The organism is Larkinella humicola, from assembly GCF_008727875.1.
In the GTDB taxonomy this organism is placed as follows: domain Bacteria; phylum Bacteroidota; class Bacteroidia; order Cytophagales; family Spirosomataceae; genus Larkinella; species Larkinella humicola.
The window spans coordinates 343,541-370,169 of the sequence record NZ_VTWS01000003.1 but is presented as its reverse complement, the minus strand read 5'-3'; the positions used below and the strand labels follow the sequence as shown (position 1 = coordinate 370,169).

Annotated in this window: 29 protein-coding genes and 1 tRNA gene; 16 read left to right on the top strand and 14 right to left on the bottom strand. The window is 51.4% G+C overall.

Annotated elements, in window-relative coordinates:
• The first annotated feature begins 13 nt into the window (after window positions 1-13).
• Both F0P93_RS13605 and F0P93_RS13600 read left to right on the top strand, forming a co-directional pair.
• Complete coding sequence (locus F0P93_RS13605; protein ID WP_150876951.1) at window positions 14-832, top strand: helix-turn-helix domain-containing protein; 819 nt, start codon at window positions 14-16, stop codon at window positions 830-832.
• A gap of 71 nt (window positions 833-903) precedes the next feature.
• Window positions 904-1,746, top strand: coding sequence for an NAD(P)H-binding protein (locus tag F0P93_RS13600; RefSeq protein ID WP_150876950.1), 843 nt, complete (start codon window positions 904-906; stop codon window positions 1,744-1,746).
• A 271-nt stretch (window positions 1,747-2,017) separates the two neighbouring features.
• On the opposite strand, the gene F0P93_RS13595 is transcribed toward F0P93_RS13600, so the two are convergent.
• From F0P93_RS13595 to F0P93_RS13565, 7 genes are all read right to left on the bottom strand, one after another.
• Window positions 2,018-2,605 (bottom strand): YceI family protein, encoded by a 588-nt coding sequence (locus tag F0P93_RS13595; protein WP_150876949.1) that lies wholly within the window; start codon window positions 2,603-2,605, stop codon window positions 2,018-2,020.
• Between the two features lie 29 nt (window positions 2,606-2,634).
• Entirely contained in the window at window positions 2,635-3,324 is a 690-nt protein-coding gene (locus F0P93_RS13590) for a hypothetical protein (RefSeq protein WP_150876948.1), read from the bottom strand.
• 3 nt (window positions 3,325-3,327) lie between these two features.
• Window positions 3,328-3,801, bottom strand: coding sequence for a QcrA and Rieske domain-containing protein (locus F0P93_RS13585; protein WP_150876947.1), 474 nt, complete (start codon window positions 3,799-3,801; stop codon window positions 3,328-3,330).
• A gap of 77 nt (window positions 3,802-3,878) precedes the next feature.
• Window positions 3,879-5,444 (bottom strand): porin family protein, encoded by a 1,566-nt coding sequence (locus F0P93_RS13580; protein ID WP_150876946.1) that lies wholly within the window; start codon window positions 5,442-5,444, stop codon window positions 3,879-3,881.
• Window positions 5,416-5,985, bottom strand: coding sequence for an RNA polymerase sigma factor (locus F0P93_RS13575; RefSeq protein ID WP_150876945.1), 570 nt, complete (start codon window positions 5,983-5,985; stop codon window positions 5,416-5,418). The genes F0P93_RS13580 and F0P93_RS13575 overlap by 29 nt, the downstream gene beginning before the upstream one ends.
• 161 nt (window positions 5,986-6,146) lie before the next feature.
• A complete protein-coding gene (locus tag F0P93_RS13570) occupies window positions 6,147-7,004 on the bottom strand; it encodes a hypothetical protein (protein WP_150876944.1) in 858 nt (285 codons plus the stop codon).
• Between the two features lie 154 nt (window positions 7,005-7,158).
• Window positions 7,159-8,406 carry a bifunctional 3,4-dihydroxy-2-butanone-4-phosphate synthase/GTP cyclohydrolase II gene (locus F0P93_RS13565; protein ID WP_150877552.1) on the bottom strand — a complete coding sequence of 416 codons (1,248 nt, stop codon included), beginning with the start codon at window positions 8,404-8,406 and terminating at the stop codon, window positions 7,159-7,161.
• Between the two features lie 215 nt (window positions 8,407-8,621).
• Here F0P93_RS13565 and F0P93_RS13560 point away from each other — a divergent pair, with 215 nt between their 5' ends.
• The 3 genes from F0P93_RS13560 (at window position 8,622) to F0P93_RS13550 (ending at window position 12,102) form a co-directional block, all read left to right on the top strand.
• Window positions 8,622-10,604, top strand: coding sequence for a T9SS type B sorting domain-containing protein (locus tag F0P93_RS13560; RefSeq protein ID WP_150876943.1), 1,983 nt, complete (start codon window positions 8,622-8,624; stop codon window positions 10,602-10,604).
• Window positions 10,605-10,734: 130 nt separating this feature from the next.
• A complete protein-coding gene (locus F0P93_RS13555; protein ID WP_114410022.1) occupies window positions 10,735-11,070 on the top strand; it encodes a YbaB/EbfC family nucleoid-associated protein in 336 nt (111 codons plus the stop codon).
• Window positions 11,071-11,073: 3 nt separating this feature from the next.
• Entirely contained in the window at window positions 11,074-12,102 is a 1,029-nt protein-coding gene (locus F0P93_RS13550; RefSeq protein ID WP_150876942.1) for a glycosyltransferase family 2 protein, read from the top strand.
• Between the two features lie 108 nt (window positions 12,103-12,210).
• Here the strand turns inward: F0P93_RS13550 and F0P93_RS13545 are convergent, their stop codons facing one another.
• Window positions 12,211-12,432, bottom strand: a complete 222-nt coding sequence (locus F0P93_RS13545; protein WP_150876941.1) for a PspC domain-containing protein — start codon at window positions 12,430-12,432, stop codon at window positions 12,211-12,213.
• 422 nt (window positions 12,433-12,854) lie between these two features.
• Between F0P93_RS13545 and F0P93_RS13540 the strand changes: the two genes are divergently transcribed.
• Window positions 12,855-13,061, top strand: coding sequence for a cold-shock protein (locus F0P93_RS13540; RefSeq protein WP_114410025.1), 207 nt, complete (start codon window positions 12,855-12,857; stop codon window positions 13,059-13,061).
• Between the two features lie 161 nt (window positions 13,062-13,222).
• On the opposite strand, the gene F0P93_RS13535 is transcribed toward F0P93_RS13540, so the two are convergent.
• The 3 genes from F0P93_RS13535 to lysS all read right to left on the bottom strand — a co-directional run bounded on the left by F0P93_RS13535 (window position 13,223) and on the right by lysS (window position 16,451).
• Complete coding sequence (locus F0P93_RS13535; RefSeq protein ID WP_150876940.1) at window positions 13,223-13,684, bottom strand: 3-oxoacyl-ACP synthase; 462 nt, start codon at window positions 13,682-13,684, stop codon at window positions 13,223-13,225.
• Window positions 13,685-13,732: 48 nt separating this feature from the next.
• Window positions 13,733-14,566: a DUF2306 domain-containing protein gene (locus F0P93_RS13530; RefSeq protein ID WP_150876939.1), complete on the bottom strand. Its 834-nt coding sequence runs from the start codon at window positions 14,564-14,566 to the stop codon at window positions 13,733-13,735.
• 154 nt (window positions 14,567-14,720) lie between these two features.
• The gene (lysS, locus tag F0P93_RS13525; protein WP_150876938.1) at window positions 14,721-16,451 is read right to left on the bottom strand and encodes a lysine--tRNA ligase; all 1,731 of its coding nucleotides are present in this window, start codon (window positions 16,449-16,451) and stop codon (window positions 14,721-14,723) included.
• A gap of 193 nt (window positions 16,452-16,644) precedes the next feature.
• On the opposite strand from lysS, the gene F0P93_RS13520 reads away from it, so the two are divergent.
• Window positions 16,645-17,496: an SPFH domain-containing protein gene (locus tag F0P93_RS13520; protein ID WP_150876937.1), complete on the top strand. Its 852-nt coding sequence runs from the start codon at window positions 16,645-16,647 to the stop codon at window positions 17,494-17,496.
• 96 nt (window positions 17,497-17,592) lie between these two features.
• Entirely contained in the window at window positions 17,593-17,778 is a 186-nt protein-coding gene (locus F0P93_RS13515; RefSeq protein WP_150876936.1) for a type II toxin-antitoxin system antitoxin, read from the top strand.
• Here F0P93_RS13515 and F0P93_RS13510 read toward each other — a convergent pair.
• Window positions 17,775-18,593, bottom strand: a complete 819-nt coding sequence (locus F0P93_RS13510; RefSeq protein ID WP_150876935.1) for a type III pantothenate kinase — start codon at window positions 18,591-18,593, stop codon at window positions 17,775-17,777. The two genes, F0P93_RS13515 and F0P93_RS13510, sit on opposite strands and share 4 nt — an antisense overlap.
• Before the next feature lie 141 nt (window positions 18,594-18,734).
• On the opposite strand from F0P93_RS13510, the gene F0P93_RS13505 reads away from it, so the two are divergent.
• The 8 genes from F0P93_RS13505 (at window position 18,735) to F0P93_RS13470 (ending at window position 25,518) form a co-directional block, all read left to right on the top strand.
• Complete coding sequence (locus tag F0P93_RS13505; RefSeq protein WP_225309480.1) at window positions 18,735-19,952, top strand: serine hydrolase domain-containing protein; 1,218 nt, start codon at window positions 18,735-18,737, stop codon at window positions 19,950-19,952.
• A 132-nt stretch (window positions 19,953-20,084) separates the two neighbouring features.
• Window positions 20,085-20,561 (top strand): Panacea domain-containing protein, encoded by a 477-nt coding sequence (locus F0P93_RS13500; RefSeq protein ID WP_150876933.1) that lies wholly within the window; start codon window positions 20,085-20,087, stop codon window positions 20,559-20,561.
• Window positions 20,548-20,910, top strand: coding sequence for a hypothetical protein (locus tag F0P93_RS13495; RefSeq protein ID WP_114410033.1), 363 nt, complete (start codon window positions 20,548-20,550; stop codon window positions 20,908-20,910). The genes F0P93_RS13500 and F0P93_RS13495 overlap by 14 nt, the downstream gene beginning before the upstream one ends.
• A gap of 560 nt (window positions 20,911-21,470) precedes the next feature.
• Window positions 21,471-22,439: a DUF4886 domain-containing protein gene (locus tag F0P93_RS13490; protein WP_150876932.1), complete on the top strand. Its 969-nt coding sequence runs from the start codon at window positions 21,471-21,473 to the stop codon at window positions 22,437-22,439.
• Between the two features lie 198 nt (window positions 22,440-22,637).
• Window positions 22,638-22,856, top strand: a complete 219-nt coding sequence (locus F0P93_RS13485; RefSeq protein WP_150876931.1) for a hypothetical protein — start codon at window positions 22,638-22,640, stop codon at window positions 22,854-22,856.
• Window positions 22,837-23,682: a prohibitin family protein gene (locus F0P93_RS13480; RefSeq protein ID WP_150876930.1), complete on the top strand. Its 846-nt coding sequence runs from the start codon at window positions 22,837-22,839 to the stop codon at window positions 23,680-23,682. The genes F0P93_RS13485 and F0P93_RS13480 overlap by 20 nt, the downstream gene beginning before the upstream one ends.
• A gap of 222 nt (window positions 23,683-23,904) precedes the next feature.
• Entirely contained in the window at window positions 23,905-24,573 is a 669-nt protein-coding gene (locus F0P93_RS13475; RefSeq protein ID WP_150876929.1) for a YdcF family protein, read from the top strand.
• A gap of 186 nt (window positions 24,574-24,759) precedes the next feature.
• Window positions 24,760-25,518, top strand: coding sequence for a carbonic anhydrase (locus F0P93_RS13470; RefSeq protein ID WP_150876928.1), 759 nt, complete (start codon window positions 24,760-24,762; stop codon window positions 25,516-25,518).
• 79 nt (window positions 25,519-25,597) lie between these two features.
• On the opposite strand, the gene F0P93_RS13465 is transcribed toward F0P93_RS13470, so the two are convergent.
• Together F0P93_RS13465 and F0P93_RS13460 are read right to left on the bottom strand one after the other, a co-directional pair.
• Window positions 25,598-26,014: a response regulator gene (locus F0P93_RS13465; RefSeq protein WP_150876927.1), complete on the bottom strand. Its 417-nt coding sequence runs from the start codon at window positions 26,012-26,014 to the stop codon at window positions 25,598-25,600.
• A 460-nt stretch (window positions 26,015-26,474) separates the two neighbouring features.
• A tRNA-Gln gene (locus F0P93_RS13460) sits at window positions 26,475-26,545 on the bottom strand.
• Window positions 26,546-26,629 lie beyond the last annotated feature (84 nt).

Genomic DNA, 26,629 nt, shown 5'->3' with positions numbered 1-26,629 from the left:
TCCGAAACCGGAAATGAAGTTCGAACGAATCCAGCCACCAGCCTGTCTCAAGGACTACGTCCGGTACTTCTGGGTTCTGGAAAGCAGCGATACCGACCTGGCTCCAAAAACCTTCCTGCCGCTGGCCGACGGCTGTCCGGGCCTGCTGTTTCAGGAGCCCGACCGGGGTGCTTTTTACGGACCGATGCAGCAGAAGTTACCCGGTATTTTTGTCTACGGCCAAACCGTCAATACCATCGAGCTCTATTCGGTCGGTAACGTGCGGATGATTGGCGTCTATTTCCGTCCCGATGCACTGAACTCCATTTTCAGGCTCAATGCCAGCGAACTTACCGACACCTGCCTGGATCTGAATGCGTGGGCCGAAGAGCAGGGCGTTTCATTGCTGGAACAACTGGTTGCGATCCGTTCGACGGTGGGTAAAATCGAGCGGCTCTCGGCCTACCTGATTGACCAGATCAAAAAAAACACGGCTCGTCCGGATGCGATGATTCCGTATGCCGTGGCTCGGATCATCCAGTCGAAAGGAGCGGTTTCACTAAAAGAACTGCAAAAAACCGCCCACCTCTCGGAGCGGAGCTTTGAACGAAAGTTCAACCAGCAAGTGGGGATTTCGCCAAAAGTTTTTTCCCGGGTTTGCCGGTTTCAGGCTTCCCTGAGACAATTTCGGGCCGATGACTTCAACCGGCTTTCAGACATCGCCTTCGATAATTTATATGCCGACCAATCGCATTTCATCCGGTCTTTCAAGGAATTTTCCGGTTTTTCTCCCAATCAATTCCAAAAGCGGTCGTTCGAATTAGTCGAGAATTTTCCCCAGTTGATTCAGTAGTCCCCTGTCGGTTTTGTTCTATTTTTCGCTGGTCACTCGCCCTAGCTTTGTCGAAAAAAAAGACCAAAACGATGAGCAAAGGCATTGAAAATCCAGCGCAGAAAACACTGGTATTGGGTGGTACAGGCAAGACCGGCAGCCGGATTGTCCAACGATTAACGGAACGCGGCTGGCAGGTTCGCATCGGTTCGCGCTCGGCGACCCCCGCCTTCGACTGGATGGATGAATCCACCTGGGGGCCGGTTCTTCGGGGCGTCGATGCGGTTTACATCACATTTCAGCCCGATCTGGCTGTTCCGGGGGCGGTTGCCAGCATTCAATCGTTTGTCGAAATGGCGGTGGAAACCGGCGTTCAGAAGCTCGTGCTGCTGTCGGGACGTGGTGAACCGGAAGCCGAAGCCTGTGAGCAAATCGTGATCCATTCCGGGGTCGACTGGACGATTCTGCGGGCTAGCTGGTTCAACCAGAATTTTAGCGAAAGCTACCTGCTGGAGCCAATTCTGGCGGGGTATGTCACCCTCCCGGTTGGTCACGTGGGCGAACCGTTCATCGATGTAGACGATATTGCGGAGGTGGCGGTTGCCGCTCTGACGGAAAATGGGCATACCGGCCAACTCTACGAACTGACCGGCCCCCGGTTGCTGACGTTTGAAGAAGCAGTAGGGGAAATTGCCCGGACAATAGGCCGATCCATTCAATATGAACCCATTTCGATGAGCGCGTATGCGGCCATGCTCAAAGAATACGGTATTCCGGAAGCGTTTGTGGCGCTACTAACCTATTTATTCACCGAAGTGCTGGATGGGCGGAATGCCAGCCTGGCCGATGGCGTTGAACGGGCGCTGGGTCGGAAACCTACCGATTTTGCGGAATACGTCCGAAAAACCGCAATCACCGGTGTCTGGAATCAATAAAGTCGTCATGAACTTAAAACTTCAATAGAATTCCAGGCCCTCTGACTGATTTCCAGGAACGGGGCCATTTATCCCGCAGGGATTGTAGAGCGAAGCGTCGGTAGCAACCGAAATCATGAATCACCCCCGCATGCCGTCAGGTATGCGACCAAGCTGCAAATTGTTGCGTGCCTGACGGCACGCGGGGCTTGGAATAACCTAATCTGCTACCGACGCTTCGCTCTACAATCCCTGCGGGATAAAAAAGCAACCTTCCAGCGAAGCCGCAGCGTTACGAATCCGTATTTTTAAAAACCATCAACAGTTTCAATTTGACCTTTTCATCGACCGGAACCATCATCAGAGACGGTTTTTCCACTTTGTAATCGGACAAATTGATGTCGAACTCTCCTTTGATGGTCACCTGCGCATTGTCGTCCTGCCGGGTTCCCAGAATAACGACCGGTTTGGTGACGCCGTGGAAGGTCAGATTGCCTTTGACGGTCAGATTCGTTCCCTGTTGCTGCACATCGTTGCTGGTAAAGGTCACCTTGGGATATTTCAACGCTTCCATTTTTTCCAGCGCGTGGGAGTCGCGGTTGGTGTTATCGCTGTCGAAGCTGGACACTTTGGTGGCAGCCGCTACGCTCTCGATCTTGTTGGCGTCGTCGATCACCATCACGCAGGCCACATCACGGCTGACGCCTTCAAAACTGTGCATGGGGTGCGACATGGCGTAGGTAATCGTCGATTTGGTCCGGTCGGCCATCAGCTTCCGTTTGGCCGGTGCGGGCGCATGGTCCGGTTGGTGAAACGCCACCAGTCCGGCGCTGACGAGCAATACCCAACCCGTCAGCTTTTGGTATGAAAAAGCAGTCATCGTAGTAATCCGGCGTGAAATGAGTGAACTTACTTGAGTTTGATGGCGATGATAGCGGCCGCATACGCTCCAAACGTAGTGTAAGCGGCAGCCCGGTGGTAAGGCTTCAGGTCGGGATTTTTGCCCACTTTATGCGATAAAATGTTTGTGGCAACCATACCGGTCAGGTGCACAACGGCCAGGGCGCGGTGCAGCTTGATCGAACTGAATCCACGTTTCCGGCTGGCGGTAGGCAAACCCGGTGGCGAGGTGAGCGACAGCAAAGCCGTGGTGCCATAGGAAAAGTTGATGAGTGTGGCCATCGTTTCGTGTTGCTCCTTGATCCGGGAATAATCCAGTCCTTTGGCGTTGTAGAGTTTCGAACCCAGAATGCCCTGGGCCACAAACCCGGCCAGCGTGACAAACCCCAGAACCTGGTGGCTCACCAGAAACGCCCGGCGGATTTTCAACTCTTTCTCACGACCCTGGGGCGACAGCGGGGCGATGTTGGTAAGCCGAAGCAATCCCTTCGGCCCCCAAAACGCCCGTTGCGTGAAAACCATCTTTTTGGGCAGCAACTCCTGCGCATCCGCTGTACTGTCGCCCAGCTCGGCCAGCAGGTCGTTGGCATCCGACGGTTTAATACTGGTATCAGCCGGCGTTCTTACGCGCGTCGAATCCTGAGCCCAAAGTGGCAAATAGAGAATGGTAAGCAGGCAAACAATCAACAGATGCTTCATAGATTAGGCTTCAAATACGCGCAGACTGGTACCGGTCAGAGTCGTACTATATTTTTTCAGGCTGGCCTGGTTGGCGACAACCGGGACGGTAACTTTACCGGTGGAGTCATATTCAGAACCGTGATTGGGGCAATAAAAGTTGTCGACGGTAGGCCGATACGTAACCAGATTTCCTTCGTGCGTACAGATTTTGGCCAGCGCAACGTAGGTACCGTTCTTGATCTGGGCAATCAGAACATCGTCTTTATACACAAACTTCTTGGTGGCATCCTTCAAATCCGCGTACGTACTGCTATTGAGGTCAATCGTAAAATCAACTTTACCGGTGGGGGTGGGCGTTGGATCCGGATCGTCAGAACCTTTTGAACAGGAGGTCAGTGTTCCCATGCAGTAAAATGCCATCAATGCCGCACTGCTCAATCCCAGGCTCCGAAGGAACTCACTTCGTTTGATCGGTTCTTGTTGGTTGGTCTCCATAAATTAATGAGTAGGTTGTTAATTAATGTACATACAGTATTTACGACTAACGATTTGACAACCGCAAAAAGTGTTGATCAAAGCCGGTAGCGCAACGAGAAAAATACGCCGGTACTCGTCAACCGGATTTTGCCGTAGCCCAGTTTGGACAGCGGGCTTTTCAGGAACGGTTCAACCTGCCAGGAAAACCGACGCAGTGGGCCATCGGAACGGAAGTTGCGTTCGTAGCCCAATGAAAAATTCAAGTGACTCCATTTGTGCAAACCGGTTTGGCCGTTCCATCCCTTGTACTTCTGTTGAGTTGACGGTTTGCTGCCAGGCGGGTAATTGTATACGTACGTTTCTTTTTGCATAATGTACGAGGATACACCGGCGTTGATAAACCACCGTCGGCGGTTGTTCAACAACACATCGAATCGAAGATTGATCGGAATATCGAGAACTATACAAGCTGCACCGACGCTTTCATACTTAGGGCCATACCAGTGTTTGGAGATCGTATCAGGCATGGTATAATCAGACGCCGACGCCGTGTATTTTTTGACGGATCGCAGGACGCCACTTTGGATTGTAAACCGTCGTAGAAAGCGGTATTCGGCCATTATACCCATTTGGAAATCCCTGGCTCCCTGACGGCTTTTTCCCACAAAATTCAGATCGGGAGCGGCCACGAACCGAACCGATAGCGCGGGATACCCAATGACCGGAATCGCTGGTGCCGCGATTTTGGGCCCAACCGGTGGCCGAACGGGTTCCAGATCCAGTTCCGGCAACGACGGCAAAACCGGTTTTGCCGGTGGCCGGGCTGGGATGGATGCCAGGTTCGCCAGCCAATTGAGGGGCTCGCTTTCCAAAACCAGTGCTTCGGTTTCCGTCGGTTGAACCAAAGGTGGTTCACCGGGAACGACGACCGAATGAACGGGGCCTTGCAAGGCGGAAACCGGTTGGGTCCGGCGGTTTTTCAACCCGGACGGAACGGCAGCATAGCCGGTGGTTTTGGGTAATCGGGTTCGGGACAACCTTTTGCTCCTGTCTACAGAAAAGGTCGAAACCGTTTCATCAGAGTTTGTTGGGGTATCCGAAACCGTTGCTTCAGATCGTCTCCGTACCGCGCGCGCCGTTTTCTCTGGGCGGTTTTTCAGAGCAGAACGGTTTTCGCTTGTGGGCTTCAGGGATGGCGTTGCCATCGCCTTGCTGCCGGATGCTTCCGAAACGGATGGCCGCACCGCGGGAACCGCACCGGTTTCCGGCGTCGACTCCGTCCGGGCCGAAGCGATTTTTTCAGCCGGTTTTTCCGGTAGCCGGTTTTCGGTAGCTTTTGCCGGATTCACCTTTTCCGAAGTGACAACCAGGGGCCGTCCGGTTCCCGGTGTCGAAACCGACTCTGTCCGGGGGCCTGTTTTTGACGCGGGTGGCCGCACTTCGTCCGGCTGCACCACCAGCGAAACCGTGGTCAGCAACAGCAATAACAGCGGCAGGCCCCAATAAATAAACCGGTAGAGAAACCGCGACCGGTCGTCGTCGTCAAGACGTTGGCGCAGGCTGTTCCAGTCGTCAGCATTGTAAGGCGGTTCAAACTCCTCGGCTGACGACCGGAAGAGCTTATCCAGTTCGTCATCGGGAAGTTCTTGCAAACTCGCCATGGCATCTACGTTTTAATAATTGTTTCAATTGATCACGGGCACGCGCCAGATTTGATTTGGACGTCCCCATCGAGATATTCAACTGACTGGCGATCTCCTCGTGGGTGTAGCCATCAATGGCGTATAAATTAAATACCATTCGGTAGGCCGGCGTCAGCAACTGGACGACTTCCATCAATTCCTCATAGCTCAGTTGGTCGAGGGCACTGGCCTCAACGTCTGGTAACTGACCGGCCTGATCGATGTCCTCATGGTACCGGTGTTTCAGATTCAGCCGGTAATAATCAAGAGCGGTATTGATCATAATCCGGCGCAACCACATCTTGAAAGGTACTTCCGTCCGGTATTGATCCGAGCGGGTAAACACTTTCATAAAACCATCGTTCAAAATCTCCACAGCCTCGTCCCGGCTATACGAATACCGCACGCAAATTCCCATCGCATACCCATAGAACTGCCGGTAGAGCTGCTCCTGGCTTCTGCGATTGCCTTGCTGGCATTCCTTCAATAGTCCGGCGATATCTGGGGAGGGAACGGTCATACGTCGGGTTTCAATCGTCAATACGCTGATTACCGAAAATGGGTTGCGTCAATCGGGCAAAAACCGGCACAGTCTTCAGTGAGCAGTTCTCATTTTACAAAAAATGGCAGGACAGAGCAAGATACAAAAAAACCGAGAACTGACTCACCGAAGACCACCAATCAGGGCGCCGGAGCAACCGGGGTGTCTTTATTGATGATGGGCCACACGCCGGGTTGTGGGAAACTGATGCCTTTGTTCAAACCGCGTTTTCCGTTGTCCTGCTGGAAATAGTACAAGGGCCAGCCTTTGAACGTCAATTGCTGGCGTCCGAAAACCGTAATGCTGCCAAACAGCGTTTTGTCGATCGTAGAAGGCACTTCTTTCAGCGTTTCTTCATACAAAGGCCAGACGGCATTGTTGCTGAAGTCGGATTTGGTGAAGTTGTTCTTCATGTTTTTATCGTTTCTGAAACCGTACAGCGTTCGACCCATGCCGTCGGTAAAATAAATCGTTTTTCCGGTGCCTTCCTTGTAATCAGACGTATACGATTTGCCATTGTGGCCCACCAACTGGGCATTGGCCATCATGATGGAGTAGTTCGGTTTGGCAACAAACCAGACGTTGCTCACGTTTTCACCCTTTACATCGCCCGATTTTGCGTCATCCTTGAAGTAGTAGAGCGGCCATCCTTTATAGGTGGTCTGTTTCGCGCCGTCGGCCCGGGTAAGGGTGCCGAAATCGGTGGCGGTCAGGCCCGAAGCCAGTTTGGGGGTAGCGCGGTAAAACACCGGCCAGTTGGTCAAACAGCCGCCGGTACAGGTCGAAGCGCCGGTGCTGTCGTAATCATTGGAAAAGAAATAGAGCGTCCGGCCGGTTTCGTCGGTCATCACATTGCCCAGTGAGGTGCTGGTCAGGTTAATAGCGGGTTCCGGGGGCGTTGGGGTAGCTTCCTCCGAATCGTTGTCGCAGGACTGGGTGAGCGAACCGACAATAAGCAACAGAGCGGCCACAGGGGTCGCAATCCATCTTGATTTCATAGCAAATAAATAGAAAGATTAGAATTAGAAATGGTACCTGTCGAATCGATTCGATGGCAGTACGGTAGCTGCTGGAAAAGGGTTGCGTGTTCGGTAAAAAAGGACAAAAAAAAGCCCGTCAATACTGACGGGCTATACTAAACGGTGGAGATCGTTAACCGACCTGATCGGTGAAATGGCTCAGTTCGTGACCCATTTTGTCCCGTTTGGTCCGTAAGTACACTTCGTTGTGCGGGTTGGGGCGGATGTCGATGGGGACAGTTTCGACAATTTCGAGACCATAGCCCATCAGGCCCGCCCGTTTTTTGGGATTATTGGAAATCAGGCGGAGCTTGGTGATGCCCAGATCCCGCAAAATCTGCGCACCGACGCCATAGTCCCGGGCGTCCATCGGCAAGCCCAGTTCCAGGTTGGCTTCGACGGTATCGCGGCCCATTTCCTGCAATTTATACGCTTTCAGTTTGTTCATCAGCCCAATTCCGCGTCCTTCCTGAAACATATACAGCACCAGGCCTTTGCCCTCCTGTTCCACCATTTTCATGGCGGCATGAAGCTGTTCTCCGCAATCGCAGCGGCAGGAACCAAAGATGTCGCCCGTCACACAGGACGAGTGGACGCGCACCAGCACGGGTTCGTTTTTCTCCCAAGTGCCTTTGATCAGGGCCAGGTGTGTGTCGTCGGTGTTGAGTTGTTTGTAGGCAATCAGTTCGAAATCGCCGTACGTTGTGGGCATGTTCACCCCAATTTCGCGTTTGATCAGGCTTTCCTGTTGTAGCCGGTATTCGATCAAATCCTGAATACTGACCAGCCTCATACCGAATTTGTCGGCCATCGTCCGCAGTTCAGGAAGCCGCGCCATCGTGCCGTCTTCGTTCAGCACTTCGATCAGCACGCCCGCCGGTTGCAAACCCGCGAGTTGGGCGAAATCAATGGCGGCTTCGGTATGCCCCGCCCGGCGGATGACGCCCCCATCGACGGCCCGCAGCGGAAAAATGTGCCCCGGACGGCCCAGATCTTCCGGTTTGGTTTCCGGATCCACCAGCGCACGGATGGTTTTGGCACGGTCGCTGGCCGAGATGCCCGTGGTGCAGCCATTGCCCAGCAAATCAACGGATACCGTAAAGGGTGTCGTATGAACGGAGGTGTTGTTGCCCACCATCATTTCCAGGCCCAGTTCCTGACAGCGTGCTTCGGTGAGTGGAGCACACATCAGACCGCGGCCTTCCTTGACCATGAAATTGACCATTTCGGGCGTGATTTTCTCCGCAGCGCAGATCATGTCACCCTCATTTTCCCGGTCTTCATCGTCCACGACGATAATGATTTTTCCATCGCGAATATCCTGAATCGCGTCTTCAATCCGATCCAGCAGACTCCCGGGATTGGTATTATTATTGCTCATCATACAGTGAAATGACTTGAGAAAATAGAAGTGAGACAAGAGATGACAGACAAGGAGTAAGAGTCCATTTAAGGGTTTTAGTCTCTTGTCTCACTTCTTCATTCTCACGTCTTTTAGAACATTGTTCCACAAAGATACGTTCGATACGCTAAATTTGTGTTTTGCGCGTTTTTATCTGAAATAGCACCTGTAGTTACGAAAAAAACTTTACCCTTGTGAGAGCAGTCAGGAAATGGTCAGCCGGTTTGGTAGGAATGGTCCGGCATCAGGTCCGGTTTTTCCTGCTGGGAGCCTGTTTTGTTCTGAGTCTACATGCGTTTGCTCAAACAAACGACTGGTGCGCGACGCCCCCGTCCAATGCAGGAAAAGGCAGTTTCAATGTATCAGCAAAGAAAGGGTGCGCTCCCATGACCGTGACGGTGAGTAATACCACCGGAATACCGGATAACATTTTTCTCTACGTGTACGACTACAAAGGTGGTGACCCGGTTGCCACCAAATCGGGCGTTGCCGCTACGACTTACACCTTTACGAAACCGGGTACCTACAAAATATTGCAGTTGGGCAGTGTCGGAACCGGCTCCGTAGCCTGTCAGGAAATAGAAGTTCTGGATGCCACACCGCCCAATTTTCGGGCTTTTACCTGTTCCGACCGCCGGGTGCTGGTCGATATCGTCAACGATGCCGTGGCCAGCCAGTACGACGAATTTATCATTGACTGGGGGGATGGAAGTCCTCGGCAAACCGTTCAGAAAACCGCCATTTCGGGGCTTATTCACACCTATTCGTCGCAGGCAACCCGGACGATCAACGTGCAGGGCAATTACCGGGACATTTCGTGCGGGGGCATGACCCAGCAGTCGGTGACACCCGGCGGCACCATCATGCAACCCACCGTATCCAGCCTGAAAACCACCGGAACCACGGTTACGCTGCAAATTCAGGTGGCGGCTAATCAGGTGGTGGTCATCCAGAAAAAAAACGCATCAGGTACGTTCGAGAACACCACCACCACCCGAACCGGCAGTGGTTCGGTCAGCCTCACCAACGTAACCAGCCACCCGACCTGCTTTAAAGTCGTGTCGCAGGATGGCTGCGGCAACACCGTGGCATCGGACGAAGTGTGCAGCATCGGGCTGGAGGTGGAAGCGAAAGATCAACAGAATGCCGTGGTGTGGACGGTTCCCGGAAGCCCGGCCAAATTTCAGAAATATACCGTTTCCAAAAACGATGATGTCTTTCGCACGTTCACCAGCGTCGGCACCAGTTCCGTCACGGATTCGGAAGGGCTGAATTGCAACGAAGAGTACTGCTATCAGGTAACGGCGCTGGTGGGCACGACCGAAATCATCTCCGACCGGAAATGCGTAACCGTTCGCTCGTCGGCCATACCGCCCGCTTTTTCAACGGTGCAGGTGTCGGTCAATGGCGATAACCGGGTCGATCTGCGGGGTTTGCCGCCCGTTCCGACTTCGCAGAATCCGAGCTATAAAATGATCGTTTTCCGTCGGGATAATCCGGGCGGCTCGTTTGTGCAAACCGGCGAGGAAGTCGACCGGAACATCCACCAGGACGGCGGAGTACAACCCCAGAAGCAGTCGTACTGCTACCAGTTGGTGTATCAGAATGCCTGCGGGGTGTCGTCGGAACCGTCCAAAATGGTCTGCACGATTTTCCTGAACTCCCATTCCGCTTCCACCATCGACTGGATATCCGATTCGCCGTTTGCGAACGAAGAAATCGACCATTATGTGATCGAAAAAATCGACGATAGCGGGGTGGTTTGGGAAGAAGTTTCCGTTGGACTGCAAACCTCCTACCGGCCTGCTAATGAGCCGGATAATCAGCGATTCCGGTTTCGGGTCAAGGCGGTTTCCAAATCCGGTTCCATCAGTTATTCCAATTTCTACACCTTCGTGCAGGCTTCCCGGGTGTTTGTTCCCGATGCGTTTACGCCCAACGACGATGGTGTCAATGATCTGCTGGAAGTAAAAGGCAGTACGTATCTGGCGTCGATTCAGCTAACGGTCTACAACCGCTGGGGGGAGGTCGTATTTCGTTCCGAAAGCCGCGAAGGATGGGATGGGAAAATCAGTGGTCAGGCTGCTCCGGCCGGCACCTATGCCTATCGGGTCAGTGCAACCGATCAAAACGGTTTGAAAACAGAAAAGACCGGTCAGGTGTTACTGATTCGGTAAACCATAGAGGAACGACAAAAGAATGTGGAAAGCAGGGCAGACTGTTCAATCCTTGCTACCTTTGTTTAGACAATCCCATTGTGTGGTTGGTTTTCTCTTGTCTAGTCTCTCACTTCTTTTTTTGTAAGTTATGTTCAATATGATGGATATGTTCGGCAAGGTAAAGGAATTTCAGGCCCGCATGAAAGAAGCGCAGGCCAGCCTGAATACCATTACCGAATCGGGAGAATCAGGTGCCGGAATGGTCCGTGTGACCGTTAACGGGCTGAAACAAATTGTGCGGCTGAACATTGACCAGGATTTGATTCGTCCCGACGACCGGGAGATGTTGCAGGATCTGGTTGTGGCGGCCACCAACAAGGCACTCGAAAACGTGGAACCGAAAATCAAGGCTCATCTTCAGAAAGCAACCGAGGGGTTGTTGCCCAATATTCCCGGTTTCGACCTGGGCAACCTGATGTCGTAAGGAATGGACGAGGTTGCCATCGTGATTCTGAATTACAACGGAAAATCCTTTCTAGAGCAGTTTTTGCCTTCCGTTCTGACGCACTCGGAAGGTTGCCCGGTTTACGTTGCCGACAATCATTCTACGGACGGTTCGCTGGCATTGCTGGAGAGAAAGTTTCCGTCCGTCCACCTGATCCGTCTGGCGGCTAATTTCGGGTATGCAGGCGGTTACAATGCGGCATTGACACAGATCAACGCTACCTACCTTCTTTTGCTCAATTCCGACGTAGAAGTTAGTTCGGGCTGGCTGGCACCGCTCGTGCAGCGGATGAAAGCCAATCCCCGCATTGCGGCCTGTCAGCCCAAAATCCGGTCCTTCAAACACCCGCGGTTGTTTGAATACGCGGGTGGTGCCGGAGGCTACATCGACTACCTGGGGTATCCATTTTGCCGGGGTCGCGTGTTCGATACGGTCGAAGAAGACCAGAACCAATATGATGATGCACGGGAAATTTTCTGGGCAACGGGGGCGTGCCTGCTCGTTCGGTCGGATGTTTTTCTGCGTTTGGGCGGATTTGATCCCCGGTTTTTTGCCCACATGGAAGAGATTGACTGGTGCTGGCGGGCTAAAAATGCCGGTTACCAGATTTGGTATGTCCCCGAATCCACCGTATATCACGTCGGGGGCGGAACCCTTCACAAATCCAATCCGCGCAAGACGTTCCTGAATTACCGCAACAGCCTGGCGATGCTCTACAAGAATTTGCCGACGGGTCACGTGTTTCTCAACATCCTGATTCGGTTGGTTTTAGACGGGATATCCGGGGTAAGGCTTTTGCTGGCTGGAAACTGGCGGGATACGCTGGCGATTTTGCAGGCTCACTTCACTTTTTACAGTTGGTTGCCCTACCTTCGGAAGCAACGGAACGCGCTGGCCGATCTTCGTAATAACCGGATTACCCATCCGCAAATTTATCCGCACAGCATCATCTGGCAGTATTTCGTAAAAGGCCGGAAAACGTTCGCAGCGCTTTTGAAGGACAAAAAATAGCTTTTGCCCCTAACCCCCTGCAGGACGGTCGGCCGCTGCCGGCCTTTTTACATCCGGAGCAACCGCGTCCAAGTCCCCTTCAGGGTATTAGGGGCAAGTAGAAAACGATTATAATTCCCAGATAGTCGGGTGATTATGCCGCCGGAGGTGTTTGTTCATTTCCATCCAGAAGGCCATGATCAGATACAGCACAACGGGCGAACCCAGCGTGAGACACGAGGTATAGATAAAATAGAGACGAATGCTACTGGCAGAAATGTTCATCATCTCGCCTAGTTTGGTGCAAACGCCAAATGCCTGACTTTCGACGAAATACCTGAGTTTATTCATAGTAGTAACGCTCCTGATAATCAGTTCCTGGCCATAAAGAGAAAAGGGCGTCTGTCAAACCCGTTTTACAGCTTGCTTCGTTTACCAAAGATACACGGAACCAACTGGATCAACAATTCCGGTAACGAATTGTTTGTGCTACTTATTTAGCGGTAAGCCCATTTCGTACAATTATCTCTTTAAATAACGCAATTAAAATCAAAAAAAATTGTTTAAAAATTCGTAACAAATTTTGTTACTTTGTGTTTACTAAGGCGTTGTCTTATAAAAGTTAAGATTTTTTTGCTATTCAACAAAGTCAATGCATAGACGGTGTGTTCCATCCGTATCGCCCATTTCGTGTGTTAACCTGGAACCTGTTTGAAGACTTTTGTTAAGAATACTCCAGTCAGTAATGTTTTATTTTTAATTTTTTAAGTTTTATGCAAACAGGTGTTGTCAAATTTTTCAACGAGAGCAAAGGCTACGGGTTCATCGTCGAAGATGATACGAACCGTGACATTTTCGTACACATTACTGGCCTGAATGGTACCACTATTCGGGAAACAGACCGGGTCTCTTTCGAAGTAATCGAAGGGAAAAAAGGCCTTAATGCTGTGAAAGTTAAAAAAATTGAAGGAGCCTATTGAGAAACCACTCCTTTACAAACATAAAAACCCCGATCGAATGACCGGGGTTTTTGTTGTTTTAGGAGAGAGGTGATAGCATAGGCAAAGAGAGATGAAAGACTAAAATCGTTATCCATCTCTTGTCTTTATTCGCTTGTCTATGCTCTCACATCTCTTCTGTCTCATCCCACCGAAATAACCCGAATCGGCCTGCCGTTAAAAATCACTTCGTCACCGGCTTTCGCGTGATTCAGTCGGACGCCGATGGGCGAAGCGGCCGAAACTGCGAAGTAATCGGTTTGGTCCACGGTTATTTTTCCGGCGCTGATGGCGATGAAATAATTTCCCTGACTCGTCATTACCAGACTTCCCGGCTGAACGGCGGAATGGATCTTGCCCGCGTCGACGCGCGCCAGTTCCTGCTCCAGCTTGCGGGCTTCGGCCAGTTGCTGGGCGTGGCGGTCGCGCTCGATTTGCGCCATGGCCCGACCGGTTTCATATTTGTCGCCCGCACTGCTTTTCGACTCCTCGTTGGCTGCCGACTGTGCGGCTTCCATCGCGGTTCTGGCCGTTTCGATGCGCTGCTCTACGTACTGGCGGCAATGGTCAAAAAGCATGTGCTTGATAGTAACGTAATCGATCATGAGCGGTTTGGTGTTATACGCCCAAATTACGGGAAAGTTGACGTTCTTTTACAGGTTAGGTAGCCATAAGCGCATCATCGCCCCAAAAATTCCGATACCTGTGATGCCGGTACACAGAAAAATCAGCACCGATGCGAAAAGACTGAGCGCATCATTCTGTCTTTTTCGGGCATAAAAATACAACTCCAGCACAATCAGCGAGAGCGGAATGGCGTACGTGAGTAGAGAAAGAGCCGTGAGAAAAGGGCCGGTGAACGTTTTGGGATCAAAACCGACCGGGCCACCATTGATCAGTAACCAGAACATGAGTCCCACCCTGAAAAACCAAACGCCATTGACCACCATGAACAGCCGCAAGGCCCATTCCCGGTGTTGAGTGAATTGGCGGTCTCTGGCGTGTCGGATTGTGAGCAAGGCAAATAAAATAATGTAAATAGCCTGAATGCTGATGCTGATGTGCCGGATGGAATGGCCTTCACTACGGCGTGTCCAGATCATAATTAATCCCGCTACACTGACAACGATAGCCGTCGTGACGTAGGTTCTGCCGAGCCAGCGATGACAACGGGGCCAGTGCTGACGGATCGGTGGGATTACTTGCAGGGGTCCACCAATAACCAGAATAGCGGCCAGCAAAACGTGAATGGCAACGACCGTATTTGCTTTCCAGTCGCCTTCGACGTAGCCATGTGGTAGAACCCTATTCCATTTTTCAAAATCGCCCGTAACGGCGTACTTACCGTAGAACAAGAGAATGTAAATTCCAAATAACCATTGACCTATTGTCGCCACAACGAACCACGCGGTTGCAGCGAAGGTCAGGAGTTTGGTTGCATAGGGAGCATTTGCTTTTTGGAGGAGGACATCGGTATTTGTTGTCATAGCAGAAAGGACGTTAAGTTTTGCTTAAACTTAGGGCTGTACCTTTCTTTGATGACAAGACAAATGTCCAATACGGATGAGCGGTTCTATTTCGGGGTAGGCGTTACGGGCCAACTTTTCTGCATGATCCGGGAATTTGTTTCTATTGATTCCATCACTGACCCGTCCAGCTTTTTACCTGGTCCAGCGTTGGCATCGTCACGTCCAGTTTCAGTTTCTTCCGCATTCCGCCCAGATCGTTGAAAATCTTGTTGGCATTGGCACCATTCAACTGGCTGACGTGCTGAAAACCCATCTTCTGCAAGGCTGGGATCCAGCCTGCCGGAATGCCCAACAGTTCGTAATCGGCATCGGTCGACAGCTCAATTTTCTTCTCAGGACGCATTTGCGGGAAAAACAGCACATCCTGAATCGACGGCTGGTTGGTCATGATCATGGCCAGCCGGTCGATGCCCAAACCGACGCCCGCCGTGGGGGGCATACCGTATTCGAGTGCCCGCAGAAAATCTTCGTCCATGGCCATGGCTTCCTCATCACCGCGTTTCGCCAGTTCGAGTTGCTCCTCAAACCGGGCGCGCTGGTCGAGCGGATCGTTCAGCTCCGAATAGGCGTTGGCAATTTCTTTTCCGTTGCAAATGGCTTCAAACCGTTCCACCAGACCCGGTTTGCTCCGGTGTTTTTTGGTCAGGGGCGACATTTCGACCGGGTAATCCGTGATGAACGTGGGCTGAATCAAATTGCCTTCCACAGCCTCGCCAAACAGTTCGTCGATGAGCTTCGATTTGCCCATCGTGCTATCGGTTTTGATGCCCCGGCCTTCGGCCACAGCCCGCAGTTCGTCTTCGCCCATCGCCGACACATCAACGCCGGTGTATTCCTGAATGGCTTCGAACATGGTGAACCGCTTCCAGGGGCGCTGGAAATTGATGAGTTTGTCGCCCACCGGCAATTCGGTTTTTCCGTGGAGGTCCAGCGCAATCTTCTCGACCATCTCTTCGATCAGATCCATCATCCAGTTGTAGTCTTTGTAGGCGACATACAACTCGACCTGCGTGAACTCCGGGTTGTGAAACCGGCTCATGCCTTCGTTGCGGAAATCTTTCGCAAACTCGAACACACCGTCGTACCCACCCACGATCAACCGCTTCAGATACAGCTCGTTGGCAATCCGCAGGTAGAGCGTCATGTCGAGCGTATTGTGGTGCGTCCGGAAGGGCCGGGCCGCTGCGCCACCGTGAATCGGTTGCAGAATCGGCGTTTCCACTTCCAGATAACCGTGGTTGCTCAGAAACGTCCGGATCGAATTGACCAGTTGCGTCCGCTGAACAAAGGCGTTCCGAACTTCCGGATTCACAATCAGATCGACGTACCGCTGCCGGTAGCGTTGTTCCGGGTCCGAGAATGCGTCATACGTCTGCTTATTTCCCTGTTCGTCAACGACTTCTTTTACTACCGGCAAAGGACGCAGCGATTTGGTCAGCAGTTTGAACGCCGTTACGTGGATGGAAATTTCACCGGTTTGGGTCGTAAACACATACCCTTGCACGCCGATGATGTCACCAATGTCCAGCAGTTTCTTGAAAACCGTATTGTAGAGTGTTTTGTCTTCGTCAGGGCAGAGGTCGTCGCGCCGGAAATACAACTGTATCCGGCCCGTGGCGTCCTGCAACTCCGCGAAGGAAGCCGAACCCATGATGCGGAAACCCATCAACCGGCCGGCAATGGCAATGCTTTTATAGTCGGTTTTGTTGCGTTCGTAGTTTTTATGGATGTCGGCCGCCGTGACGTTGACTTCGAATAATTCGGCAGGATACGGGTCAATGCCCATCCGCATCAGTTCCTCGCGCTTGTTGCGCCGGTTTATCTCCTGTTCGCTCAGTATCATCTTGAAATAAAAAAGATTTGCAAATATAGGGGATTGGAACACGGATTCAGCGGATTGAACCGATTCGAACGGATTACTTTATCCGGGTTCAGAACGCATTCCCCGTAAAAATTTACCGCACATCCGAAATTCGTTGGCTGAGAATCAAAATAATTGCTACTATTGTGATATCAAAATACTATCACAAACTGCCATGAATGAAAAGAACCTTACTTCCCTTTCCGGCTATGTTCTGCTGCTCATAGCCCTAATTCTGCTGGGCGTCTCGGCCTACGGATTTTTTTTACGCGCGTTTTGGCTTGGTGGTCTTTCCTTCTTTGTTTCCATGGTTCTGATGAGCGGACTCGCCGTGATCAATCCGAAAGAAGCCGTTGTCACCACGTTTTTTGGTGATTACACCGGAACGATGAAACAAACCGGCCTTCGGTGGGTCAATCCATTGTATAGCAAGAAAAAAATCAGCCTGCGCGCCCGCAACCTGAACGGCCAAACGCTGAAGGTGAACGATAAAATGGGAAATCCCATCGAAATTGCCGCGGTTGTCGTGTGGCAGGTAGCCGACAGCGCCAAAGCCTTGTTTGAAGTGGACGATTACACACTGTTTGTGCAGATTCAGTCGGAAGCGGCTGTCCGACACCTGGCCAGTACCTGTGCCTACGACAGCATCGAAGACGAGGACGCGCCGGTTACGCTCCGCGACAGCACCGGCCAGATCAACATCCTGCTGGAACGGGAACTGAACGAACGGCTGGAACGGGCCGGGGTCGATGTGCTTGAAGCCCGGATTAGCCACCTGGCTTATGCGCCCGAAATTGCCGGAGCGATGTTGCAACGCCAGCAGGCTACGGCGGTCGTATCGGCCCGGAAGCAGATTGTGGAAGGAGCCGTCGGTATGGTTGAAATGGCGCTGGCGCGACTGGCTGAAAAAGGGGTGGTGCACCTGGATGAGGAGCGGAAAGCCGCCATGGTCAGCAACTTACTGGTGGTTTTGTGCGGAGAAAAATCCGTCAGCCCCGTTGTTAACGCCGGAACCCTTTACAACTAAGAGTGATGAGTTAAGAGTAATGAGTTGGCTGACGCAAGCAGAAAACAAGTGCGTCAGCCAACTCATCACTCTTAACTCTTAATTCATCACTAAAGAATGGCTGCGGAGAAAAAAGCATTTGTGTTGCGGATCAATCCCGAAACGCTGAAGGAACTCGAGCGCTGGGCGCAGGAAGAGTTTCGCAGTGTGAACGGACAGATCGAGTATATCCTCAATGAAGCGTTGAAAAAACGAAAAAAAGGCTCGAAGCCCAATCCCGACACCGATCCGGAGGTGGACTAAACCCGCAGGCCCACTTCCCGAATGCCGTCCAGGGTTAAATTCGGAACAATAGCCGCAAAATCAGCTTCTAAAGTTGGGATAGCGGTGGCCATGCCACCCGTGGCGATGGCGATGCAATCGCCGTTCAATTCGGCCCGGATGCGGTTGAGGAGCGACCGGACCAGGCCTTCGTAGCCCAGGACCACACCCGCCTGAATGGCGTGGGCGGTGCTGGTACCCAGGGCCGATTCGGGCATCACCAGCGGCACTTCGGGCAACTGCGCCGTGGTGGAAAACAGCGAACGCACGGCGGTTTTCAGCCCCGGTGCAATGGCGACGCCGAGCATCTGACCAGCCGCCGAAACCGTTGTAAAGGTTAGCGCGGTTCCGAAATCGACGACAACACAGTTCTGTTGGTAACGCAAGTGAGCCGCTAACGCGTTGGCCACCAGATCGGTTCCGATGGCGTAGGGCCGCAGAATCTGGAGTGGCAAGGCGTGGTAGATCGCCGGGCCAACCACCACCGGTTCCAGACCAAAAAGCCGGGCGAGTGTGGTTTTCAATGTGGGGGTGAGTTCCGGTACCACACTGCTAATGACAATCGACTGAATCGCACGGAGGGGAATATTGGCTTCCAGAAACCACAAACGCAGCAGTCGCTCATACCGGTCACGCTCAGCCGGAACGGCATCCGCATCGCCAAAGGGTCGGTCACTGAGGTGAAAAGCCATGGGTTCTTCGAGCAACGAACGCGTCCGCCAGACGTGTCGCCATTGCTGCTGATCGTATAAACCAAAGACGGTATCGGAATTGCCTGCGTCGACGGCGAGGAACATAGAGGGTATGGTATTTCAGTAGAATTTGCAAAGATAGCACGAAACCCCGTTCTGAAAATGAAGTGTTCGCGCAATGCTGTTATTTTTGACACCGGATTTGCTCAACAATTGATCTGACTACGAACCGGAATGACACATCGGATGAAAGGTTTCTGCGGGTTGGTGCTGCTAAGCATGCTGGTAACGGGTTGTCGGAAAGGCGATCAGGACGTTGCGCCGGACAAACCCCTGACTTGGTTTGATACGTTTGCAAAAGCCCTCGATGATTCGCTGAAAACCAAACAGATCGGCTACGGGTTTGTGATTCTGGAAAAAGGTGAAGTGCGGGCGTCGGGCCGTGGCGGCTTGAAGTCCCGAACAACGGAGTCGGAAGGGGAGAAAGCGTTTACACTCGATACCAAAACGCACATCGCCAGCATGAGCAAAACCATCACGACGATGGCTTTTCTGCACCTAGCCGCGGAGAAAGGCCTGAAAACCACCGATAAAATTGCCCCCTATCTGCCGCCGTCCTGGCCGAAAGGCGAGAATATCGATCAGATTACGTTTCGGGATTTGATGACGCACCGCAGCGGCATCATTGGACTGGGCAACAATTGCGTCAATGGGGCTTTTTCCGAAAACATCTGGTCGGGATTTAAACAACTCGTGCAGCAGGGCGTCAAAACCGCCAACCGGGGGAATTATTGTTATCAGAATGCCAATTTCGGTTTGTTTCGGGTCCTGATTCCCGGCATTTTAGGGTATTCATTTTCCGGCGACGATGGCACCGACGATCTGCAAACGCAGCAGCGGTATATGGATTACGTCCAGAAAAATGTGTTCGAGAAAGTCGGTCTCACCAACATTCTGGCCAACCATCCGACCGGCGACCCCACTTATACGTATTCCTATTTGAAGACGGGCATAACGGGCTGGAACCCGGGAAATTTTACCAACACGATTGGGGCGTATGGCTGGTATATGACACCCACCGAAGCCGGTAAATTGTTTGCCACGGTTCTGTCCACTACCGACCAGAGCGTGCTGACCACCGCGTGGAAAGACACCCTGCTGACGCACCGGCTGGGAACTTATGCCGGTACGATTCCGGGCGGGGCCATCCAGTACCACGACGGGTGGTGGTATCTGAAACTGGCTCAATACCAGGGCGTCCGAACAGTCTGGATGACATTTCCCAATCAGGTAACGGCGGTTCTGTTTGTCAATGCGCTGCACCATTCGCGCGGGAATTTCCCGAGCGACGATGGCACCGATATTGTCACCTATCTGAGTCGTGCGTATACGCTCACCCGGCAGATGAAAGGGGGGCGGAAACTGGCGGAAAAAGTAATTCTGGAACACGACGAGCCGCACTGATTCACCCCAAAAAAGGATGGAAATTCACCCGGTTCGTTGTATCTTTACTTGTTGATTTTCAGCATATGAAGAGTGCTTTGCCGATCGAATGAACGGCAGCCCGGTTACCAGGTAAACAATAAATACGAATCTATGTACCCGGCATTGCTAATTGCCAGACAGTTCATAAACAAGGGCGTTGCCGAAGGCCGTCCCCTGACGCCGATGAAGCTGCAAAAGCTCATTTACATGGCGCACGGGCTGCATTTGGCCCGGCACGAAAAACCGCTGATTGCCGAAAAAGTACAGGCGTGGTCGTATGGCCCCGTGATTCCCGACGTCTATACCCGCTTCAAACGGTTTGGGAATAACCCCATTACAACCCCAATTCCGACCAGTGACTGGGACGAAGAACTGGATCCGCAGGCGCAGGATTCCATCAATTTTGCCTGGGACATTGCCAAAGATTACAACGCCATTCAGCTTTCCAACTGGACCCACGTCGAAGGATCACCCTGGTATCTGTCGGTTAGCCGCAACGGGGATGGCACACTGGAGCAGGAACCCATCGATAACGACTTGATTAAAGACTATTTCACCGAAATTATCAGACGCGATGTCGGAGAATGAAGGCAGCGAAAAGGCGAAAGAGAACTTCCGGAAACTGATCGAATCGTCGTCGACGAACCCGCTTAACAGCGGACTTTCCCAAAACGAGTTCGAGCAATATGACAAGGAAGAACGCCGGACGCGTCTGGTAGGGCTGGCGCAGGACATTCAGGAACGGAAGAAATTCGCCCAATGGATTTTCTGGATGGTGGTTTTCTGGCTGGTCGTGATTCTGGGAATTATCATCGCCGAAGGGCTTCATTATCTGGACATTCCGCAGGCCGTCACCATCGCGTTGATCGGTTCTACGACGGTTAACGTGACCGCGTTTTTTGTGATTGTAACCAAGTATTTATTCCCCGGAAAATAAGGATTGATAGCTGTAGAAGGCTTGTGGCAGAACTTTCATGCCTGGAAGCCATTGCCTTTTACTAAAAAATAGTACAAAATGATTGTAGATTTATACTATTTGCAAGTGAGTTCAGTGTAAGTATGCCTTTCGCCTGGCCCGATCAAGGGCTTTCATTGCACCTGGTGTCAAAATACCTCTCTGCTAAACTTTTCCTCCCAATGAAAACAGTGTTTACCCAAAGAAGGCTGGGCTACCTGAGCCTCCTTTTACTGCTGGTTTTTCCCTGGTCCTGTTCCGATCATCAAATCGATCCCAATACGTCTGTAACGGTTACTTGCAGATGCCAGCTGATTGATAACAGCGGTCCTACCCCATTTTATGACGAAAGAACGTTGGAATGCCCGGGTGGCCGCTATACCTGCAAATGCGGAGGCATCAGCCTGAGAGGTTCTATCGAAGAGTTTCACTGCAACGATTGAGTCTTGCGGTACTTTTCGGAGAGAAACCGAACGCAAAGTGTTTACAAAAAGAGTAAAGCGAACCGGACCCTTTGCTTTTGGTTATTTAATCCGTCAGTTATGCTTGTCAATACCGCCGTATTCCGGATTCGTGCCTTTGTATTCTTTCTGCTGCTTTTCGTCAGTCGGGTCGCCGTTTCCCAAACTGGCGCTCCGGCATCTTCCGACTCGAAAAAGAATGGAAAACCGCTCCATGTGTTCCTCATCGGGAACAGTTTTTCGGGCAATGCGGCTAAATACCTGGGGGAACTGAGCGAAGAAGGTGGCCATGCGCTGACTCTGGGCCGGGCTGAATTAGGCGGTTGTTCGCTGCAACGGCATTGGGAAATTGCGGAAGCCGCCGAGGCTAATCCGGACGATCCGAAAGGAAAAGCCTACAACGGCAAGTCACTGAAAATGCTGCTGGCGGAGGGCGTCTGGGATGTGGTGACGCTGCAACAATATTCCATGCTGTCGGGCGACGTAGACACTTACCAACCCTACGCGAAAAAACTGGTCGACTACATTCGAAAGCTGCAGCCTTCGGCCAAAATCGTGTTTCATCAAACCTGGGCCTATCGCTCCGATGCCGACGGTTTCGGGCAAATTGCCGCCGGGAAACTGGCGCAGAGCGAAAAGGAAATGTGGGAGAAATCCCGGGCGGCTTACCACACCATCGCCCACGAACTGGGCGCGTCTGTCATTCCGGTTGGTGATGCCTTCTGGCGGATCAGTTCAGACCCCAAGTGGGCGTACCGGAAAGACACCGGTTATGATTTTGCCAAACCACAAGCCCCCAGTTTGCCGAATCAGGACCATTCTTTGCACGTGGGATATAGCTGGAAAGATAACAAACTGGGTTTTGATTCACACCATGCCAGTGCCGCCGGTTGTTATTTGGGGTCGCTGGTCTGGTACGGTTTTCTGTTCCATGAATCACCCGTCGACCTGAAATTCGTTCCCGAATCGGTTCCCACCGATTTTGCCGCTCAACTGAGAAAAACCGCCTGGTCGACGGTGAAAAAGAGTGGCAAAGGTGTTAAAAATTAGAAATTACTCCGCTCATACATTCAGTAACCATCAGGATTTGAACGCGATAGATCAGAATCTCACCCTGAAAAAGAACCGCTTGTAATTCAAAAACTGTATCCTGCATAACAATTCTCGCGGTGATCTGAACGATCGGTACATTACGGCCCAATCGGTCGTAGAAGTCCGAACCGTGTTCAACTCATAACCTGATGTGCAATGGATATTCGATCAATTACCCGCTATTTGCTGGTGCTGGTTGCTACGTTCTTTATTCTGAACGGAACGTTTGCCTTATTGAATCAGGCTAATTCGTTCCTGAATTTTGCCGGTTTTGTGCTAATCGCGTCCTGGATTCTGCTGGTAATTGGCACAAAAGGTTTTACAAAACTCCTTCTTAAAAATCGAAAACACCACAATGGAAACACTCCCTCGTAAACGTCTGGTTACCATCGGTATAACCGTCGTTATCTTCCTGATTCTTTTCTCGTTCATTGGCCGGTTTTACACCCGGATCGATGCCGGACACGTGGGGCTAAAAATTAACATGTCGGGGTCGGATCGGGGCGTGAGCGACATTACGGAGGTGACCGGTTTTGTGTGGTATATTCCCTGGCTGACTAAAATTGAAGAATTCCCAACCTTTACCCAGACGGTCGATTACCAATCCTTTACCGTGAACACCAATGATGGCGCATCCTTTACGGTGGACCCGACGCTGACGTACCACCCCAATCCGGCGGAGGTTCCCCAGATTTACCGGCAATACCGCCGACCGTTGCCGCAACTCGAGCAAACCATTATCCGAAACATGGTGTTCGATGCTTACCGGCTGACTACCAACGAGTTTAAATCCGATAGCCTGGTGGGGCAACGGGCGCGTTTCGAAGCGAAAGTGGAAGCCGAGTTGCGTAAATCACTCAAAGAAGACGGTTTTATTTACGAACGGTTGACTTCAGCCGTCACCCCACCGCCTTCTTTACAGGCTGCTATCGATGCCAAAAATACCGCCGTTCAAACGGCCATGGCCCTTCGGAACAAGATTGAGTCGGAAAAAGCCCAGGCCGAAATTGCGATTACCCGCGCAACCGGAGCCGCCCGCGCCCGGCTGATCAACGCCCAAGCCGAATCCGAAGCCAACACGCTGAAACAGCGTACCTTGACGCCCATGCTGATTCAGCAGCAGTGGATTGAAAAATGGGACGGAAAGCTCCCCACCACCTCGACGGGATCGGCCAATTTGATGCTCGGTATCAAGCCCTGAAACGAAGTTTGCTATTCTACTTGTAAATTGTCCCGTTCATCTAAAGGGCAGGGCTGTTAGGTTCTGCTTCGATTTGCCCCCCAAGCCCCCTAAAGGGGGAGTTTTTCCGCGCTCAAGGCTCTCCCTTTAGGGGGCTGGGGGGCAAAAGCGGACTTAGTCGATTCTAATTCAAAAACGTAACTAACCCTTCCTAAAGAGACCTGGACACAATAAATCCTTTTTATGAATCAAGTTCCTGCATCCATTCATCGTCTGGCTAAAAAACTATGGGATTACCACCGGCTTAACCAGCCTCTCCAGCCTGCCGACGCCATTTTCGTCCTGTGTAGCTACGATAAACGGGTCGCAGAACGGGGCGCGCAGCTTTGGCTGGACGGCTGGGCCCCGCTCCTGATCTTTTCCGGCGGCTTGGGCGTGATTACCCGAAACCTGTGGACCGAACCCGAAGCGGATCAGTTTGCCGAAATTGCCCGGAACATGGGTGTTCCGGACGAGGCCATGCTGATTGAAAACCAATCCACCAATACCGGTGAGAATGTCCTGTTTACCCAACAACGGCTTGCGGAGCGCAACCTGGACCCCACTCATTTTCTGCTGGTTCAAAAACCGTACATGGAGCGCCGGAGCTATGCTACGTTTCGGAAGGTTTGGCCCCAAAAACAAGTGCGTGTTACGTCCCCGCAGGCTTCCTACGAGGAATACCTGGAAACGTACTCGAATCCCGAGCTGTCGGCGGAGCAGGTGATCCACATCATGGTGGGGGATTTACAACGAATCAGGGAATACCCTCAGAAGGGGTTTCAGATTCCGCAGGAGATACCACAAGACGTTTGGGATGCCTATAAGGCCCTGGTTGCAGCCGGGTATGACCAGCACCTGATTAAAGCGTAACGAATTTTGGGCTTGTTCTTTTTTCCCAATTCGTCAATCCACAAAAAAAGCACCCTGATTCAATGTAACCTCCTCCCGGAGAACGGGACCAATTGCGAGCGTAGTCACTACTTCAGGCGTATAGGCATAATAATTGTTGCATTTTCTCTTAAGTGAACTTCCTAATCTTTTAACCCTTAAGAGCTTATGAATCAGTTTTCCATTATCAAAGTATTTAGTATTATGCTGGCGATCGCTGTAAGTTCGTGTTCTAAAACCGAAGACATTGTAAAGCCCGATGTTATCCATTGGAATTACGAACACCCTGATTGGCAAACACAGGGATTTTCGGAATGCGCAGGCCCGATTCAATCGCCGGTGGATATTCAAACGAATAGCACCATCAAAGTCGATCTGCCCAATCTGGATTTTAACTATAGCGCTTTTCCAATTAAAATACTAGACAATGGTCATACGCTCCAAGTCAATAATAACGGTACCAATCGAGTTGTTTACAATAAGAAAACGTATGACTTCAAGCAGTTTCATTTGCATTACCACAGCGAACACTTGCTTGATGGCGTAGCCAGCGATATGGAACTACATCTGGTGCATCAGGACCCCTCCTCCGGGGCGCTACTGGTAGTGGGTTTTTTTCTTAAAAAAGGAGTTAGCAATTCGCTCATTGAATCCGTGTTGAGTAATTGGCCAAAACAAAAAGAAACGGAGGTGAGTGCAACTACATCCATTGACCTGAATAGCCTACTGCCTTCCGATAAACGCTACTACACCTACATGGGGTCGCTGACCACTCCGCCCTGTTCGCAAGGGGTACTGTTTTTTATTGTAAAAACACCGATTGAGGTTTCAAGTGCACAAATTGATCAGTTTAAAGCGCATTATGATCACAATGCCCGGCCTGTCCAACCGCTGAATTCAAGGCTGTTGTACGAAGATGTTTTGTGAAAAATGGATGATTTTCTCTGATATCATCCGGTCGGCAAAGTCTGATCAGGAATGCCGCTACCGGTCCGTTCAGGCCATATCAAACAGGGTCTGCCTGGGATGCGGGAGATAACAAGGATTCTATTTTTTCCAATAAAGACTTCATGGCAAATGGCTTCATCAGAAACGCATCAGGGGAAGATTCATTGGCCCCTTGGCGGGCAATCGGCCATTCGGCACCTGAGATTAAGATAACTGGTGTCTTGCTGGTTGACGTCTTTAGTTTCGTCAGAACATCCACACCACTAAAACGGGGCATTAGCAGATCCAGCAAAATCAAGTCGGGTTGCTGTTCCGGTCGAAGCCAATTCAAGGCTTCGTATCCATCCCTGGCCAGAAAGACCTCGTAACCTGCTTTGGATAGGTGAAGCGTTAGGAGCTGGCGGTACGTTGCATCGTCATCAACAATGAGTATTTTCGGTTTCCGGTTTATCTTCTCTTCCACAATCTGTACCACAAGTGTAAGCTGGCTGGTACACGTTTACCAGGCAGGTCTTAGGGTATAGAACGCTCCTCGATATCAGTTGGTTATGCTAACTTATTATTCGGTCATATTCTCATCGGCCAACTCACTACAGATGAGCAGATAATTTCGTTCCAAGGTCCTGGTGTGCTGAATAGCCAAAATCTTTTGAACCGTTTCGGTAGCCTTTTAGCAGGAATAAGGATCCGGTCGGCGAGAAAGCATCCCCCTGAGCCCAGTTAGGATCGAACGTAGCCACTCCCGTTGGCAGATGGTAAACAACGTGTACGGAGTTAGGTTGGATGGGTTGATCGGCTGGGTTCCGGTGGAAATCACACATCAGGCAAGGGAAAGATAATGGCGGGGTAAATCCAATCTCGTTAACCATTTCGTCAACGCAAAAATAAAAAGACCGCTAACGGGATGATCGTTAGCGGTCTACATTTATTGTCAGTTGCCGGGGAAGGATTCGAACCCTCACAAACAGAACCAAAATCTGTCGTCCTACCCTTAGACGACCCGGCAATTGCGAGTGCAAAGATAGCGGTTCTGCACTTAAAAAAGCAAGAAGCTTTCGAAAAAAGTTAAGAGTTATGAGTTAAGAATGAA